We start from the raw sequence: 15,837 nt of genomic DNA, 5'->3' as shown, positions 1-15,837 counted from the left end.
CAAAAAAGATGTTATATATCAACTGGTAATATAAAAGGATTCTAAGACTGAATTATCTTTTATAAAAACATACCTTTTTTATTGGAATTGCAGTCAATCATGTCAGTGGCTTACCAGTGAAACACTATCATAAAAAACAAGAACCACGCTATGAAGCGTGGCAGGACGCGTGGCAAATGAAAAAAAACTTCCTGCCTTCCTTTGCGACCTTTGCGTCTTGAGCGATCCTGCTATGGGCGGGAGAGCGGGCGGTTAAGGTTTCTTTATTTCTTGGGTTGCGGGCCAAGGCCCGCGTTAGCTGTCCCTTTAGCTTTATCCAGGCGGAACTTGACACAGAGGGTTTTGACAAAGACCAACTCCAGGACTATATTCAATAAGTACGCAGCAAAAATAACTCAAAGACCTGCTGGCCCATAAATATGCCTGAGATCAAGAAATGCCTGTTTTATCAATATTTTTCGGCATCATTATAAGGATGAGACATGATGACCATCCCCCTCCACACATACACGCTGCTTATCAGGGATTCGAGGCCTTGATTGAAATCAAAACAGGCACCATAACCGATGGATACCTCCCGAATAAAGCAGCAAAAATTGTTAGAGAATGGTGTCTTGTACATCAGGCTGAACTGCTTGAAAACTGGGAAAGGGCACAACGTTTTGAACCCTTGGAACGTATACAGGGAGCTGACTTCGATGATTAGAATTACTCAGGCCAGATATCTTGGCGACTACCAGGTTGAGCTGTCATTTTCTGATGGAATGACCGGAATTTTTGACGGAAAATCCCTTTTAAAAAGAAGCGGTCCTTTACTGAAACCATTAAATGATGAGCTCTTTTTTCAACGTTTTTTTGTAGACTCTGGAGCTCTGAGCTGGCCTCATGGGCTGGAATTGTCGCCAGCCAAACTCTATCAGAGCTGCAAACTGCACAAGGCCGCTTAGTACCATCCTGCCTGATACAAAGCCTGAACCATTCATGCCAGAAGCAACGTAAAGCTGACTGTTGTTCCCTGGCCTGGCTCACTTTCAATCCAGATCTTTTCGCCATGCTGTTCAATAAACTGTTTGCACAGAATCAAACCCAGACCTGTGCCCTTCTCTCCCTCAGTTACTATCTGCCATTGCTTCTTTTTAACGGAAAAGATTGAAGACAATATCTCCTGAACCATACCAATGCCGTTGGCTTGAACGGATACAACAGCATGGCGTCCATCCTGACTGGATAGAATCATGATTCTTCCCCCGCGAGGGGTAAATTTAATGGCATCAAACAGGAAATTGCGGATTACAGTCTTAATCATGGGCTCACTGTCGCTGCATTTAGCCGACCGAGAATAAATCGAAGCCTCTTCGCATGAGCAGCCTGAATCCCTGCATTAAAATCATCTTGAATGCAGCTTGGAATCAGTTGGGTTATAAGCTCAAACAGTTACCAGGGAAACCCCCAGCACCAGGTACTGGGTCTTGCGGTAGACTTTAAAGGCCGAGGTAGGGGGGTACTTGGCCAGATGCTCCGGAGTCAGCCGCAGGATGGAGGTATTCGTACCCAAGACCGTGAATATCGTGGCCAGCATGAGGAAAGACTGCAGCACAGCCACGATGCCCAGGACATCAGCACCATACCATCTGGCGATTATGATGTAGGTCACCATCCCAAGCACAGCGGCCAGCACTTTTGCCCCCAGCGCCCAAACAGAGTTCCGCAGTATCTCGGAGAATTTCTTGTCTGAGACGAGGTTGTGGATTTTGCGTTTTACAAACGTGACCATTCTTATTCTTATTTACATTTCCCGCCGGAGCGTTTTTATATTTGATTAGAAGCCAATGATTTTGACCAGATCAAACAAAGAAACCAGGCAGCATGCAGCACAACTGGCGGCCTTGAGCTGTTTTTGCACGTTTCGCGCCGGACGCGTTTCGTGCAATTTATTCAGCTCAGCCCCTCTATGAGTTAAGGATATAATAAACATTCCTGAGCGATATCCCCAGCTTCTCAGCGATCTCAGTCTTTTTGTAACCCCGGGCAATAAGCTGTTCCACAATATATTTCCTGACCATTTTGCTTTCCTCGTTGCGGGCACGGGCATTGCCAAGGTCCTGCAGCCTTTGCTCCAGTTCGGTCAGTTCAAGCAAAGAAGGCGTATGGTCCTGACCTGCATCTTTTTTCCCGCCAAGCCTTTTGAACAAACCAGGAAAAATCTCTGAAAGGCGAATACAGAATCTTTCAATGGCCCCCTGGTGCTCCAGGGCGTTCTCAGGCTCCTCTCCCCTGGCTTTCTTCAGAATACGCCGGTATTTCCTGCGGGCCTTTTGTCCGTCATCATCCACCAGTTCAAGAATCGGTCCCGGGTCAATAAAGGATTCCTTGGGATTATCCTGGCAGTAAAGAGCACTTGAAGTCCACCTGTACTGAAGTGCATCGTCTACCAGACCGGCGCGGACAGGATTTAGATGTATGTAAACCGATGCGGTCAACAGGTAAGTGTCGTCAAGGCACACGGACTGACGATAGCGACCCCCAAAAAGATGTCCACGACGTTCGTACCTGCGGTTGAATTTGGCTGCGTACCTGGAAAATATTGAGCGCATGGCCACGGCCAGATTCCTTTCCTTTGGCTTTAAAAGAGCGTGTGTGTGGTTGGGCATGAGACACAAGGCATAATAATCAAGACTGAACTTTTCCGAGCTTTCCTTGAAGAGCCCCAGCATAGTCAGATAATCTCTGTCATCCAGAAATAAAGGCTCTTTGCCTGCTGCCCGCTGGGTAATATGCGAAATCAGACCAGGTGTATCGATCTTATACCTGGCCCGAAATACACGCTGTTCGTTACCTGCTGGCATCGTCTCCATATCAAACTGCCGTTCTAAGTTCACACTTCGCGCCGGACGCGTTGTGTAAACTTACGCCCATGCCCGTCCTGTTTTGCACGTTTCGCGCCGGACGCGATTCGTGCAATTCTTTCCAATATTTTTCCTTCCCCGCGCTCCACCGCTAAAAACTTTCCCCGACGCCACCACAGCCACATTCCGCACAAATTTGCTGTTATATTCCCGGCTGAAAGGTATCTGTTTAGCGCTTTTAAGGAAAGCAGGGGACAGGCACTCCGGGACCCACTTGAGCATCATTTTGTGCTTAAAATATCTCATTTTTTGGGACAAGTGGGTCCCGGAAGAGCCAGTCCCCATGCCACATGCAAAGCGCTAAACAGATACGCTGAAAGATTCTTGTATTCCGGCCAGAGAGTAGAGTTTGGCTGTGGTATTTAAGGTAGTCCCAGCCTCCCATCAAATAATCCTTTCAAAGTCTCAAGGTCAAATCTCCCTGCCCAAGCAGAAGTTTGAATAAAAAAAGAATTTTAAGCCCTCAAAACGAAGCACCAAAGGGGCCATTCATTTCCTCCGGCGAATATTCACTATATTCAAGTTGCATGTTTTTGAGTACCAGTCAATTGAGGACATAACGTGCCATAGTCCTCAAGCCCTTAGGTGCAGACTACAAACGGTATTTAATGGTGCAGCAGCTATGAATGAGATCCCACCAGAGCTCGCCGGCAGAGTTCTATTGTAGCCTGCATGTCGGGCTGGTATCTCTTCTCACTCGTGGTTTTCATGCGCATGAACTCGTTGAACAGACATAATAAAATAAGGGTCATGTGCTCCACAGGGTGGGCGTCAAACTCTTTTTTAGCATTGCCGGCTTCCAGGCAGTCCTGGATATAGGACGACACCATCTGCTGTTGTTTTTCCAGGATATCCCGGCAGGTATGCTGCTCATGCATCAGTTTACTCGGGCAGTTGGAAAGAAACAGCCTGGCACTTTGGGGATGATCTTCAGCTATTCGCGAATGAAGCCTGATGAGGTTGGCGATCTTTTCAAACTCTGTTTCGGTATCCTTGGGTAATTCGCTGAGAAGTTCAGAGTATTTCTGAAATACCTCTTCTATGATGGTGGAGAAAATGTCTTCTTTGCCCTTGAAATGATAATAGAGAAGGGGCTCAGTGACACTGGCCCCCTTGGCGATCTGCATGGTGGTCGTATTGTCAAAGCCATGGGATGCAAACAGATCTGCGGCAGCTTCCAGAATCTTTTTCTTCTTGTTTTTGGCCATAGATTTCTCTACCCCAAAATTTTACCCTTCGGCTTCATTTCCCTCTTCTTCCACAGTTCCATCTCCTGCATTTTTTTCTTACGCTCCCGGGCCAGGGATTTGCACACCAGAGATTGATTCTTCTTATAACCCCACTTTTCCTTGTATTCTTCTGTAGTCATATCGTGTTTGGCAAAATGCTTCTTGGTAAGAACCTTGAAAGACTTGCCACATTCAAGGCAAAGAATACTTTTTTCCCGGATAGCCTTTTTGGGATCTGTTGCCGGTTGCTGCTCCTGTTCGGCCTGTGGCTCGGCTACCTCTTGTGAAGCCTTTTGTATGCCCTCGGACAGGGATTTAATCATGGAGTTGATTTCTTCTTCTGTCATGTTCCGTACACTGGCCTGGGCCTTCACGATTTCCAGAGCTTGTTTGACGTGATCTTCCATTTAATAATTCTCCTTGGTTAGTTTCATGCTATGCTATATGTGATGGTCTTTTCTCCAGAACTTATGCATACAGTTTGTCGAAATAATCTAACGCGGACTACGCCCGCAACCCAAGAAATAAAGAAACCTTAACCGCCCGTTCGAAGACTCACTCAAGACGCAAAGGTCGCAAAGGAAGGCAGGAAGGTTTTTTTTCATTTGCCGGGTGTACCCCGGTTAAACAGGCTTCGCGTTTAACGGGGCAGGCGGCAAATGAAAAGGCAGCCTTGTCCAAAACCGTGTCCCGGTTTTGGACAATACCCCTGCTTCGCGTCTTTAACTTTGCGTACTTAGCGGCTTTGCGGTTCAAATTTTTCTTGTTTTTTGTGACAGGGTCTGAGGAGTAAGTCACTGACCATCTTTGGCCTTTGTATGTGTCCCCATCATTACCCATAATCTTCAAAATTTCAAGTACGGCATAACAGTCTGCAAGTGAATCATGAAACGCAAAATCATTACGGCCACATATAATCCTTACTGCTTCTTCCAACTTTGGCCACTTGATCCGATAAAATTGATGCGGTATGGCGCAATACTCTGTAAACTCGCATGGTGCAAATTAACCTTGGGAATTCATGCCCACGACAGGGGGTGTGCTACGCCTGCATCAGGTATCTTTATTCCTGATGAACAGGCTTTCTCATCTCTTTGATCCGGCTTCTTCTGGCCTTTTCCGCCAGACGTCTTTGCTTGGCCGACCTGGAGGGACGTGTTGGTTTTCGGGGCTCAGGCTCGACAGTGGCTTGCTGGATAAGCAGTTGTAGCTTTTTTAGGGCCTCTTTTTTGTTTTTTGCCTGGGATCTGCTCCTTTCGGCCCTTATGACAATAACTCCATCCCGGGTAATGCGCTGATCGTTCAGGTTCAGAAGCCTTTCCTTGTAGATTTGCGGCAATGAAGAGGCCTTGATATCAAAAAACAGCTGAACCGCTGAAGCCGTTTTGTTGACTTTCTGGCCGCCGGGGCCGCTGGCCCGGACCGCCTGGAGATCTATTTCCGATTCTTTTATGGACAGGTTCTCAGTAATTTTCATTGGGTTGGCCTGTTCAGTGATAATTCGGGATAATGGATGGAACTTTTTGCACGGGGATTGTTGTCAGTCAAGTCTGCGCTTTGCTTCATCGTACCATTCCGTTTCACATTGCAGTGCCTGCCATATATTGTTGTCCCAGATCTTTTGACAGCCTGCCCACTCATTGCCTGCCTTGTTTATTTGTTTTCCCACGGGCCTATGTTGCCGGCCCAAAAGAGCATTGTTGCTCCATAGCGTGCAGCTGCGCTGCACGCTATAAACTCTCTGTAAAAAGCGCATATAGTAAACTTTGTCCCAGGTAGTTTTCATCCGGAAACGGTTCTTTTTCCCTTTGGCGGCGTCAATCTGCACAATTATTCGTCAACGTATTAAGATACGCCTCCTCATAATTGCTTGATTTCCTTGCCAAAAGAAAAACTCCTCGTTTCCGGAAAGAAAACCATCAGTTTCAGCATCCGGAAATAAAGAATTTCCGGATGGAAACCAGGTAACAAACAAGCCCTTGTTACCTGGGACATGGCCCGAGAGTTTATCTGGGACTGGAGTAACCAGCTTAGACCTGGGAAGGCCAGGGATGGAGTTGGCAGGCAGTACATTATGGATTTTCAATGCCCGAGTATAGCCGTATTTTTGTTGGTCAAACAGGGCAGGGGGGCAATATGAAAAAGATGTTCAAAGTCCTGGAAAGCCGTTTTGAGGATACATAACAAATGCTAAGCGAATATACAATAAATATTCAGCTTTCGCAGAACGTGATCAACCAGGCTTTGCAGGCCTAGGAGGAGCAAGTAAAGGGGTTCAGGCAAAAGGGCCTCAGCCGGTTTAGTTTGATATAAAAAGGACAGAAACAATGCCACCGGGCTTATTTTCGTCTATGATCAATGTATGCTTCTTTTGCATGTTGATGCACCTCCTCCAGCGTGGTTGGTGTGACAGGGGTGTTTTGTCCAATACATAAGCATTCTCAAGGTGAACTGGAATCCAGGATGGCCCCGGCAGGGGGCAAGAGATCCGGGGTGAATCCTAAAGCCTGTCCTGTTCTTCCGGCTCCACATCCGGCACCCTGGACAGAATGGCTTCGAACTCCCGGCGCTCGCCCCTGGCTGCACGTTCTTTGAGATAATCCAGGGTGTGCAGGGCCGAGATCTTTTCCGACAAGGCCAAAGCTATGAACTGGTTCATGGAGACTCCTTCTTTTTCGGCCATCTGTTTGAGACGTTCATGGAGGGAATCCGGCAGACGGATACTCAGGGTACTCATATCATCCTCCTTGACTTTAAATATTCTTTTGGGGTTGCTGTATAAATGCTGAATTTTGATGCTTGGGCAAAATCCTGCTTGTTGAAGGTGACAATGCAGTCAGAATTTGAGGTGACGGCCAGTTCCAGGATCATGTCGTCACCTGGATCTTTGAGAACCGGCCGCCACAGAAAATAAATATCATGGTGCCTGGCCTGGCTGCAAAGGTAGTCGAGAAAATTTTCAATGTCCGCCCTGGAAAACACGAGCTGGTCCTGATTCCTGGTAAGCACATCCTCGTATTCCATGATCACGGGAACCGACAGATTGATTTCAAACCGGCCGGAGCCGATCAGGGATATCAGTCTGAACGAAGCTCCACGCCTTGATTTCAAGGACGAAACTATCACATTGGTGTCAATGACGATTTGATTCAGGTTCATTCAGGTATTATATATGATACCAGATGATTGTCAACCATATCGATTAAGGATCATTTATGAGCAGCACATATGCAAATGATTCAGGCGTGTTGTCATGGCCGTCTTACCCTGCCTGGTCCTGGCCGGCAAGGTCTCCTCCGAGGTCCAGGAAGTCATCCGCAGCCGCCCCGAGCTCTTTGCCGAACTTATAAAAAAACTGAAAAACATGCCCGACCATGCAGTCCTGCGCCTGGTGCGGGAGGTGCGTGACGGGGAGTGGTGAAAAAAAGATACTGCACTTGAGTCTGTTCGTTGACCTTTAGTCCGCCTTGAGGTATGCGGTACTTAAATTTCTATGTAATGTTCAAGGGTTATATCTTGAGCCATTATCCCCGGGTTTTGTATCTGCAGATCCGGCCTGGACCTCCAGGGCGCAAGTTACTTATTCCCGCAAAATTTTGACCTGCAAGGCTTGAAAATGTCTCAAAAATCCGCCTCGACCCTGGCTCCGGGATCCAGGGTGCTGGTTCGGGACGCTGAGTGGTTAGTGAGACGGGTGGACCGTGCATCCACAGGGGGACAGGCCCTGACCTGTGTCGGCCTGTCTGAACTGGTCCGGGACAGGGAAGCCACATTCCTTACAGATCTGGAGGCCCTGCACAGTCCTGTCAAAAGCCTGGACCCGGCCCGAACCAGGCTTGTTGCTGATTCTTCCAACCAATACCAGGACAGCCTGCTCTATCTTGAAAGCCTGCTGCGCCAGACACCTCCTACTGATTCCAGACTTTACACAGGCCATCAGGCGGCCATGGATTTTGTTCCGTACCAGCTGGATCCAGCCCTGCAGGCTCTGGAAAAGCCCAGACAGCGCATTCTTATTGCCGATTCCGTGGGACTGGGCAAGACCCTGGAAGCAGGGGTGCTTCTGAGCGAACTCATACGCCGGGGAAGAGGCAAGCGCATCCTGGTGGTGACCATGAAGAGCATGCTCACCCAGTTTCAAAAAGAGCTCTGGACCAGGTTTACCATACCCCTGACCAGGCTGGACTCCATAGGGCTGCAGCGGGTACGTTCCAGGATTCCCACCAATCATAACCCTTTCTATTATTTTGATAAATCCATCATCTCCATGGACACCCTGAAGCAGGACAATGAGTTCAGGGTGCATCTGGAAAAGGCGACCTGGGATGTGATTGTCATAGATGAAGCTCACAACGTGGCCGAAAGAGGACATGGACGCACCCAGCGGGCGCGTCTGGCCAGGCTCTTGTCCAGGCAGTCGGATTCTCTGATTATGCTCTCGGCCACACCCCATGACGGCCGGGCCAGAAGTTTCGCCAGCCTTATGAACATGCTGGACCCAACAGCCATTGCCAACCAGGACGATTATGGACCTGATGACATAAAGGGCCTGTTTATCCGCCGTTTTAAAAAGGATATCCAGCATCAGGTCAAGGGCTCATTTCAGGAAAGGCGCATCAGCACCTGCCATATCCCGGCCACTGAGCAGGAGGAAAGAGCCTTTGCAGGCCTGGCCGGACTCAACCTGCATAGCCTGAACAACAAGCGCACCGGAGGCCAACTGTTTCAGACCACCCTGGAAAAGGCCCTGTTCTCCAGTCCTGCAGCCTGCTTGGAGACCATTGATGCCAGGCTGCGTCAACTGCAAAGAGAACCTCAGGCAGACTATGTCGGGGATGTGCAGTCTCTAAAGGAATTGCGAAGTGCAGTGGCAGAGATAACTTCTGAGAGTTTCAGCCGTTTTCAAAAACTGGTGGACCTGCTCAGCAGTCCCTCCAGCGAACTGCACTGGACCGGCAAAGATCCACTGGACAGGTTAGTCATCTTTACCGAGCGCATTGCCACCTTAGAGTTTTTATATCGACATCTGCCACCGGCACTTGGACTCAAGGACAGGCATGTGGAACGACTGCACGGTGGTCTCTCGGACATTGAACAGCAGCGGGTGGTGGAGGATTTCGGCCGGGACGAATCGCCCCTGCGTCTGCTTATCGCCTCGGATGTGGCTTCCGAAGGGATCAACCTGCACTACCTGTGTCACCGCCTTATCCACTTTGACATCCCCTGGTCCCTGATGGTCTTTCAGCAGCGAAACGGCCGCATAGACCGCTATGGCCAGGAGAGGACTCCATTGATCAGTTACCTGGCCATCCAGAGCCGGGAGCCCAAAATCCACGGGGATATGCGCATCCTGGAGCTTTTAATCAGCAAGGATGAAGAAGCCATTAAAAATATCGGGGATCCTTCGGCCCTCATGGGCGTCTATGATGTGGAGGCAGAAGAAGCCAGAACTGCTGGAGCCTTAGAACAGGGGCTCTCCCCGGATGATTTTGCCGCCCGGGACCTGTCCGCCCCACAGGACGGCCCGCTGGATCTGCTGGCCTTTCTGGAAGAGGGCCAGGAGAAAAGCAGTGATACATCAGCCCGGCAGCGCCTGGGACAAATGCCTGCCCTTTTTGCAGATGATTTTGAATATGTTCGCCTGGGCCTGAACCGGCTGGATCAGGACAATGACCTTTCACCGGATATTGACGAGAGCCTGAGGGTGCTGGATATGAATGTGCCCGGGGACCTCCTGCACCGTTTCGCATTTCTGCCCCGGGAAATCCAGCCCCGCAACGGACGACTCAAGTTTACAGACGACAAAGACACCATGCAGGAGGAGATCAGACGCTGCCGCAAGGATGAGCAGGCCTGGCCTGAGCTTCACTACCTGTGGCCACTCCATCCGGTCCTGCAATGGCTCAATGACCGGGTACAGACCAGTTTCGGACGCAACGAAGCTCCCGTGCTTACCCTGCCTTCTCTAAAGCCGGAGGAAATAATATACATTCTCACGGGAATCATTCCCAACCGCAAGGGACAGCCCCTTATTCAGAACTGGTTCGGGGTCACTGTGTCCGGCCGGGCCTTCAAGGGGATGGAGCCCTTAGAAAAAATTCTGGAGCGCACCGGCCTTGGAAGCAGCACCTTTTCCAACCCCGGCAACATGAAGGTCAGCCGCCAGGCTGAAGAGATGCTGCCGGATGTAGTCCAGAAAGCCATGAAATGGATGAACGAAGTGCGCAGAGAATTTGAAAACCGGGTCAATCCTCAGCTCAATGCTCACCTGGAAAAGCTGGAACAGTTGAAGGGCAGGCACAGACGCGAAATACAGCTTTATTTTGATGAGAAATACATGCCCGAGAATGTAAAGTCCAGGCGCAGGGACGAGCGTATGCGGGAGGTGGAAAATCTGTTTGCCGAATACATGGAATGGATTGAGGACACCATGACCACCGAAGAGCATTCCAGCATCAAAGTAGCGGCGGTATTGCAGGGATGAAACAGCAGGTAATGAGTTTCCATCCGGAAATTTTTTATTTCCGGATGCTGAAACTGATGGTTTTCTTTCCGGAAACGAGGAGTTTTTTTATTTTGGCAAGGAAATCAAGCAATTATGAGGAGGCGTATCTTAATACGTTGACGAATAATTGTGCAGATTGACGCCGCCAAAGGGAAAAAGAACCGTTTCCGGATGAAAACTAATGAATCCTGCCCTCCAGACAAAGGACACAACCTATGCCCCTCGACCTGACCGGCATAAGCAACGAAAATGAATTTTACACGCACCACTATCTCACAGCCATTCTGGAGAATGACCTGAAGGATCTGTTCAAGGAGTGGAACCGCAGGCAAAAGGAAGAAAAGATCCCCACGCCGGCATCGATCATCAGCGGCCTGTCCCGTGATTACTTCCGCCTGCGAAACGATCTGTTCCAGGCAAAAGATCCTGGTGCCAGGCAGCTCATCCAGGAAGAGTTTCTTGAAAAGCTCATATCCGCCCTGGGTTATCCCTTTGAGCCCGGGACAGGCGAAGGCCCCGGAGGCAGGCAGTTTCCCATAGCCGGGGAGATCCAGAAGGGTTCCGGTGCCCCGGAGCTGTGGATACTGCCTGTTATGGATGAATTCGGCCGGGAAGAAGTGGACCCTCTGGAACTGAGCCCTCTACCCGGCCAGTTTTGCTCTCCTTCCAATGACCATAACTCCCGGCCCTGTGAATCCAGACCAGGGGCAGCCTGGATATCTTCCACCCCAGAAGACAGGGACAAGCATTCCCCTGATACCCATGACACACTGTCCTCAAATGAAAATGATGCCGCCTGTTCAGACCTGGACTGGCAGACCCTGCTTACCAAGTCAGTTTTTGCCAGGGAGGAACCGCCGCGATGGGTGATTCTGGCCGGCACTTCCCAGATATTGCTGCTGGACAGGGCCAAATGGCCCCAGAAACGCCTGCTGCGTTTTGACTTAAACGATATTCTGGGCCGCAGAGAGGATTCCACCCTCAAGGCCATGGCTGCTCTTTTACATAGGGAAAGTGTCTGCCCCCGGGACGGCATCCCCCTGTTGGACACCCTGGAGGAAAACTCCCACAAGCACGCCTATGCCGTGTCCGAAGACCTCAAGTATGCCCTGCGCGAATGTATTGAGCTGCTGGGCAATGAAGCGGTCTGGTATTTGCGTCACAAGCTGCACCAGCGACTTTTTTCCGGAGATGAAGACCTGGACCCGGCCTGGCTCTCTAAGGAATGCCTGCGCTACATGTACCGGCTGTTGTTTCTGTTTTACATCGAAGCCAGACCGGATCTGGGTTATGTGCCCATGCAGTCCGGGGCTTACCGCAGCGGCTACAGCTTAGAAAGCCTGCGGGAGCTGGAAATGGTGCCCCTGACCAGTACCGAATCCCAGGAGGGCTATTACATCCACGATTCCCTGCAGCTTCTTTTTGAACTGGTCTACAACGGCTATCCCCAGGCCGGCAGCGCTAAGGAACAGCAGCAGATGATGCAGGATGAATCCCTGCACAATACCTTCTGCATTCCTCCCTTGCGCTCGCACCTTTTTGATCAGGAGCGCACTCCAATTCTCAAAAAGGTCAAAATCAGAAACAAGGTCCTGCAAAGAATCATCCGGCTCATGTCCCTGACCAGGGAGGCCAGGGGGCGCAACCAGCGCCGGGGACGCATCTCTTATGCCCAGCTGGGCATAAACCAGCTGGGAGCAGTGTATGAAGGCCTTTTGTCCTACCGGGGTTTTTTCGTCCAGAACGAAGGCGGCCTGTACGAGGTGAAAAAATCCGGTGAGGCCTGGAATACTCTCGACATAGCCTATTTTGTCAAAGAGGATGAACTGCCTGAATACTCCCAGGACGAACTGGTCTACAATCAGGACGGCAGCCTGACCCATTATACTAAGGGAACTTTTATTTACCGCATGTCCGGGCGGGACAGGCAGCAATCAGCATCCTACTATACCCCCGAATCCCTGACCCAGTGCCTGGTGAAATATTCCCTGCAGGAGCTTTTGCAGGGCAAAAAGGCTGACGATATCCTGGAACTCACCATATGCGAGCCGGCCATGGGCTCGGCTGCTTTTTTGAACGAAGCCGTAAACCAGCTGGCCCAGGCCTATCTCGACAGGAAACAGAACGAGCTGGACACCAGGTTGAGCGTAGAGGAGCTGGCCCGGGAAAAGCAGAAGGTCAAGACCTACCTGGCGGACAACAATGTCTTTGGAGTGGACCTCAATCCCGTGGCAGTGGAGCTGGCCGAGGTTTCCCTGTGGCTGAACACCATCTACGCCGGGGGTTATGTACCCTGGTTCGGCAACCAGCTGGTCTGCGGCAATTCCTTGGTGGGAGCCCGCAGGGATGTATTCCAGCCAAACCTTTTGAGAAAAAAGTCCAAAAGCGATCCCCTGTGGTTAGACAGTGTGCCTGAACGTATCCAGCCGGGAGCCCGGCGTCCCCGGGGGACAGTGTACCATTTCCTGCTGCCGGACAAGAATATGGCCGCATATTCGGACAAAAACGTAAAGAAGCTGGTGCCTGACTCCTTCCAGGCTTTAAAGGAATGGAAAAAAAATTTTACCAGGCCTTTCAGCCAGGAGGATATAAAGCAGCTGCAAAAGCTCTCCCAGGCAGTGGATGAGCTATGGGCGGAGCATGTGGCCAGGCAGCGCAGGCTACGCCAGAGCACCAGGGATCCCTTGTCCTTCTTTGGCCATGCAATGGAAGAAAAGGACCAGACCCCGGTCAGGAACAAGGACCGCATCCTGCGCCAGGAACAGTGGGCTGAAGGACTTAGGCACTCCACGCCTTTCAAGCGCCTCAAACTGGCCATGGACTACTGGTGCGCCCTGTGGTTCTGGCCCTTGGAGCAGACAGACCTGCTGCCCTCGAGAGAGGCCTTTCTCTTAGAGATGTCCCTGATTCTTCAGGGAGAGGTCTATGAGGCTACCAATGTCACGGATAAGCACGGACGTCCCAGGATGCCGGGAATCGAAATACCGGAACAGCAGGCCAAACCTGCCGCAGATGAAAACCTGGGCCGGGTGAATGTGGACGGCCTGTGCGACAAGCTGGAACGTCTGAAGCTGGCCCGTGATTTGGCTGAGAAGTACCGCTTTCTGCACTGGGAACTGGAATTTGCCGACATCATCGAGGACAGGGGAGGGTTTGACCTTATTCTGGGTAATCCGCCGTGGATAAAGGTGCAATGGGAAGAGGGCGAAGTCATGGGCGACCATGAGCCTCTTTTTGTGCTCAGGAAAAAAAGCGCCCCGGAACTGGCCAGGCTGCGTGAACAGACCCTGGAAAAACTGAATCTGACCCCGTCCTACCTGCAGGCTTACGAAGAATCAGAAGGCACGCAGATGTTTCTCAATGCCAGGCAGAACTACCCGGCCCTGCACAGAATGCAATCCAACCTTTACAAGTGCTTCCTGCCCCAGGCCTGGCGATATGGGAAGCAGAATGGCGTATCTGGTTTCTTGCATCCTGAAGGAGTGTATGATGATCCCAAGGGTGGCAGGTTGCGGGAGGAAATATATCCCAGATTGAGGTATCATTTTCAGTTTGTGAATGAGTTGAAATTATTCTCTGATATAGACCATCACAATTCCTTTAGCGTCAATATCTACAGGTACTGGGGCGATACAGTCAGCTTTATCCATACTGCAAATCTATATGTGCCCAAAACCGTTGATAATTGCTTTGAACATAGTGGTCATGGCCAGATTCCAGGAATAAAAGATGAACATAACAAGTGGAATGTTCATGGTCATGCTTCCCGCCTGATACCCGTCACAGAAAAGGAACTGCAGTTGTTTGCCAGGCTGTACGATCCTGAGGGTACTCCGGCATTGCAGGCCCGTCTGCCTGCTATTCATTCTAAGGAACTTGTGCAGGTTCTGGAAAAATTTGCGGCCCAGCCCATTAAGCTGGGAGACATGCAGGGGGAATATTTTTCTACAGAAATGTGGCATGAGACCAATTCACAAAATGATGGGACCATACGCCGCGACACTCAGTTCCCGGATACGGCGGAGGAGTGGGTTTTATCAGGGCCACACTTCTTTGTGGGCAATCCTTTTTACAAGACGCCCAGGGCGGAATGCACCAAAAACGCAGACTATGACATCCTGGATCTGACCGACCTTCCTGACGATTATCTGCCCCGGACCAACTATGTCCCCAATTGCTCCCAAGAAGAATACCACCGCCGCACTCCAAAAGTGCCTTGGGATGGGAGGCCGGTGACTGATTATTATCGGTTGGCCTATAGAGGAATGATTGGACCATCTGCTGAGAGAACATTAGTTGGGTCGATAGTTACAAAGAATGTTGGTCATACGCATGGCGTACAGACAACAGCCTTTATAGCCTCTCAACAACTTGTAACTTCTGCTGCTTATGGGATGAGCTTAACCGCTGATTTCTTTGTAAAAACTACGGGAAGAAGCAATTTGCATTTCACATGGTACAATTTTCCTATTTTTGATTCATCCGATAAGATATTATTATTCGGATTAACACTATCCTGCCTCACCAACCACTACGCCTCTCTCTGGTCCTCCTGCTGGCAGGACTCTTTCACTGCTGATTCCTGGGCAAAATCAGATCCGCGGCTGCCCGATTCATTTTTCCGCAGCCTGAGACCCAAATGGCATCGTGACTGCGCCCTGCGCACAGACTATGCCAGACGCCAGGCCCTGGTGGAGATCGACGTGCTCACTGCTCAGGCCCTGGGGATGACTTTGGAAGAACTCAAAACCATATACAGGGTTCAGTTCCCGGTCATGCGTCAATACGAAGCTGACACATGGTATGACCAGAACGGCCGTATAGCATTCACCAACTCCAAAGGCCTGACCGGAGTGGGATTCTCCAGACCTGAATGGAATGAGCTTACCCAAGAAACCAAAAATGACCAGGGCCGGATCATCCGCATATCCAAATCCGGCCGGCCCCTGACCCGTACATTCACAGACAACACCCTGCCCACCGGCCCATACGAAAAAACCATGGAGTACCTGCCGCCTTTTGATAAGTGTGACAGGGAAGAGGACTATGAGGTAGTCTGGGAAGAGTTTGAAAGAAGATTTCAGGATAATTATCCCCGGTGATCTCATTAAGGCCATGAAAACAGACACATACAGATTGAAACACTCTTTCTTGACAAAACAACAATCAGTATCATAATGATACTGCAATTGGCTGG

The 15,837-nt window shown here is 50.2% G+C and carries 15 protein-coding genes; 5 read left to right on the top strand and 10 right to left on the bottom strand.

Translation table 11 applies throughout. From position 1 onward, the window contains the following. Nucleotides 1-436: 436 nt before the first annotated feature. Together DTHIO_RS05940 and DTHIO_RS05935 are read left to right on the top strand one after the other, a co-directional pair. Nucleotides 437-706 carry a DUF4160 domain-containing protein gene (locus DTHIO_RS05940; protein ID WP_008869438.1) on the top strand — a complete coding sequence of 90 codons (270 nt, stop codon included), beginning with the start codon at nucleotides 437-439 and terminating at the stop codon, nucleotides 704-706. Then, on the top strand, nucleotides 699-947 hold the full coding sequence (locus DTHIO_RS05935; protein ID WP_008869437.1) for a DUF2442 domain-containing protein: 249 nt from the start codon (nucleotides 699-701) through the stop codon (nucleotides 945-947). The genes DTHIO_RS05940 and DTHIO_RS05935 overlap by 8 nt, the downstream gene beginning before the upstream one ends. Before the next feature lie 32 nt (nucleotides 948-979). Here DTHIO_RS05935 and DTHIO_RS05930 read toward each other — a convergent pair whose 3' ends face one another. The 10 genes from DTHIO_RS05930 to DTHIO_RS05885 form a co-directional block, all read right to left on the bottom strand. Next, nucleotides 980-1,306, bottom strand: coding sequence for a sensor histidine kinase (locus tag DTHIO_RS05930; protein ID WP_008869436.1), 327 nt, complete (start codon nucleotides 1,304-1,306; stop codon nucleotides 980-982). A 120-nt stretch (nucleotides 1,307-1,426) separates the two neighbouring features. Beyond that, nucleotides 1,427-1,774, bottom strand: coding sequence for a lipopolysaccharide biosynthesis protein (locus DTHIO_RS05925; RefSeq protein ID WP_008869435.1), 348 nt, complete (start codon nucleotides 1,772-1,774; stop codon nucleotides 1,427-1,429). 175 nt (nucleotides 1,775-1,949) lie between these two features. Beyond that, on the bottom strand, nucleotides 1,950-2,855 hold the full coding sequence (locus DTHIO_RS05920) for a transposase (protein ID WP_008869434.1): 906 nt from the start codon (nucleotides 2,853-2,855) through the stop codon (nucleotides 1,950-1,952). Nucleotides 2,856-3,526: 671 nt separating this feature from the next. Continuing rightward, nucleotides 3,527-4,114, bottom strand: a complete 588-nt coding sequence (locus DTHIO_RS05915; RefSeq protein WP_008869433.1) for a TetR/AcrR family transcriptional regulator — start codon at nucleotides 4,112-4,114, stop codon at nucleotides 3,527-3,529. Between the two features lie 8 nt (nucleotides 4,115-4,122). Continuing rightward, a complete protein-coding gene (locus tag DTHIO_RS05910) occupies nucleotides 4,123-4,542 on the bottom strand; it encodes a Ros/MucR family transcriptional regulator (RefSeq protein WP_008869432.1) in 420 nt (139 codons plus the stop codon). A gap of 148 nt (nucleotides 4,543-4,690) precedes the next feature. Next, nucleotides 4,691-5,071 (bottom strand): hypothetical protein, encoded by a 381-nt coding sequence (locus tag DTHIO_RS05905; protein ID WP_040417600.1) that lies wholly within the window; start codon nucleotides 5,069-5,071, stop codon nucleotides 4,691-4,693. A 127-nt stretch (nucleotides 5,072-5,198) separates the two neighbouring features. Beyond that, on the bottom strand, nucleotides 5,199-5,612 hold the full coding sequence (gene arfB / locus DTHIO_RS05900) for an alternative ribosome rescue aminoacyl-tRNA hydrolase ArfB (protein ID WP_008869431.1): 414 nt from the start codon (nucleotides 5,610-5,612) through the stop codon (nucleotides 5,199-5,201). 63 nt (nucleotides 5,613-5,675) lie between these two features. Further along, entirely contained in the window at nucleotides 5,676-5,963 is a 288-nt protein-coding gene (locus DTHIO_RS21995) for a hypothetical protein (RefSeq protein WP_040417598.1), read from the bottom strand. 672 nt (nucleotides 5,964-6,635) lie between these two features. Next, nucleotides 6,636-6,872 (bottom strand): YlcI/YnfO family protein, encoded by a 237-nt coding sequence (locus DTHIO_RS05890; RefSeq protein WP_008869430.1) that lies wholly within the window; start codon nucleotides 6,870-6,872, stop codon nucleotides 6,636-6,638. After that, nucleotides 6,869-7,294 (bottom strand): putative toxin-antitoxin system toxin component, PIN family, encoded by a 426-nt coding sequence (locus DTHIO_RS05885; RefSeq protein ID WP_008869429.1) that lies wholly within the window; start codon nucleotides 7,292-7,294, stop codon nucleotides 6,869-6,871. The genes DTHIO_RS05890 and DTHIO_RS05885 overlap by 4 nt, the downstream gene beginning before the upstream one ends. Nucleotides 7,295-7,388: 94 nt before the next feature. On the opposite strand from DTHIO_RS05885, the gene DTHIO_RS05880 reads away from it, so the two are divergent. The 3 genes from DTHIO_RS05880 (at nucleotide 7,389) to DTHIO_RS05870 (ending at nucleotide 15,742) form a co-directional block, all read left to right on the top strand. After that, nucleotides 7,389-7,556 carry a hypothetical protein gene (locus DTHIO_RS05880; protein WP_008869428.1) on the top strand — a complete coding sequence of 56 codons (168 nt, stop codon included), beginning with the start codon at nucleotides 7,389-7,391 and terminating at the stop codon, nucleotides 7,554-7,556. Nucleotides 7,557-7,751: 195 nt separating this feature from the next. Further along, the gene (locus tag DTHIO_RS05875; RefSeq protein WP_008869427.1) at nucleotides 7,752-10,619 is read left to right on the top strand and encodes a helicase-related protein; all 2,868 of its coding nucleotides are present in this window, start codon (nucleotides 7,752-7,754) and stop codon (nucleotides 10,617-10,619) included. Between the two features lie 236 nt (nucleotides 10,620-10,855). Then, nucleotides 10,856-15,742: a DNA methyltransferase family protein gene (locus DTHIO_RS05870; RefSeq protein ID WP_008869426.1), complete on the top strand. Its 4,887-nt coding sequence runs from the start codon at nucleotides 10,856-10,858 to the stop codon at nucleotides 15,740-15,742. The last annotated feature ends 95 nt before the right edge of the window (nucleotides 15,743-15,837 follow it).

Origin of the sequence: Desulfonatronospira thiodismutans ASO3-1 (genome assembly GCF_000174435.1) — a bacterium.
GTDB classification, from domain to species: domain Bacteria; phylum Desulfobacterota; class Desulfovibrionia; order Desulfovibrionales; family Desulfonatronovibrionaceae; genus Desulfonatronospira; species Desulfonatronospira thiodismutans.
The sequence above is the reverse complement of the archived record's forward strand: the minus strand, read 5'-3'. Positions and strand labels throughout refer to the sequence as shown.

Coding starts and splice junctions, on each gene's coding strand:
- DTHIO_RS05940 (WP_008869438.1), top strand. CDS start 437: ATGCCTGTTTTATCAATATTTTTCGGCATCATTATAAGGATGAGACAT.
- DTHIO_RS05935 (WP_008869437.1), top strand. CDS start 699: ATGATTAGAATTACTCAGGCCAGATATCTTGGCGACTACCAGGTTGAG.
- DTHIO_RS05930 (WP_008869436.1), bottom strand. CDS start 1,306: ATGATTAAGACTGTAATCCGCAATTTCCTGTTTGATGCCATTAAATTT.
- DTHIO_RS05925 (WP_008869435.1), bottom strand. CDS start 1,774: ATGGTCACGTTTGTAAAACGCAAAATCCACAACCTCGTCTCAGACAAG.
- DTHIO_RS05920 (WP_008869434.1), bottom strand. CDS start 2,855: ATGGAGACGATGCCAGCAGGTAACGAACAGCGTGTATTTCGGGCCAGG.
- DTHIO_RS05915 (WP_008869433.1), bottom strand. CDS start 4,114: ATGGCCAAAAACAAGAAGAAAAAGATTCTGGAAGCTGCCGCAGATCTG.
- DTHIO_RS05910 (WP_008869432.1), bottom strand. CDS start 4,542: ATGGAAGATCACGTCAAACAAGCTCTGGAAATCGTGAAGGCCCAGGCC.
- arfB (WP_008869431.1), bottom strand. CDS start 5,612: ATGAAAATTACTGAGAACCTGTCCATAAAAGAATCGGAAATAGATCTC.
- DTHIO_RS05890 (WP_008869430.1), bottom strand. CDS start 6,872: ATGAGTACCCTGAGTATCCGTCTGCCGGATTCCCTCCATGAACGTCTC.
- DTHIO_RS05885 (WP_008869429.1), bottom strand. CDS start 7,294: ATGAACCTGAATCAAATCGTCATTGACACCAATGTGATAGTTTCGTCC.
- DTHIO_RS05880 (WP_008869428.1), top strand. CDS start 7,389: ATGGCCGTCTTACCCTGCCTGGTCCTGGCCGGCAAGGTCTCCTCCGAG.
- DTHIO_RS05875 (WP_008869427.1), top strand. CDS start 7,752: ATGTCTCAAAAATCCGCCTCGACCCTGGCTCCGGGATCCAGGGTGCTG.
- DTHIO_RS05870 (WP_008869426.1), top strand. CDS start 10,856: ATGCCCCTCGACCTGACCGGCATAAGCAACGAAAATGAATTTTACACG.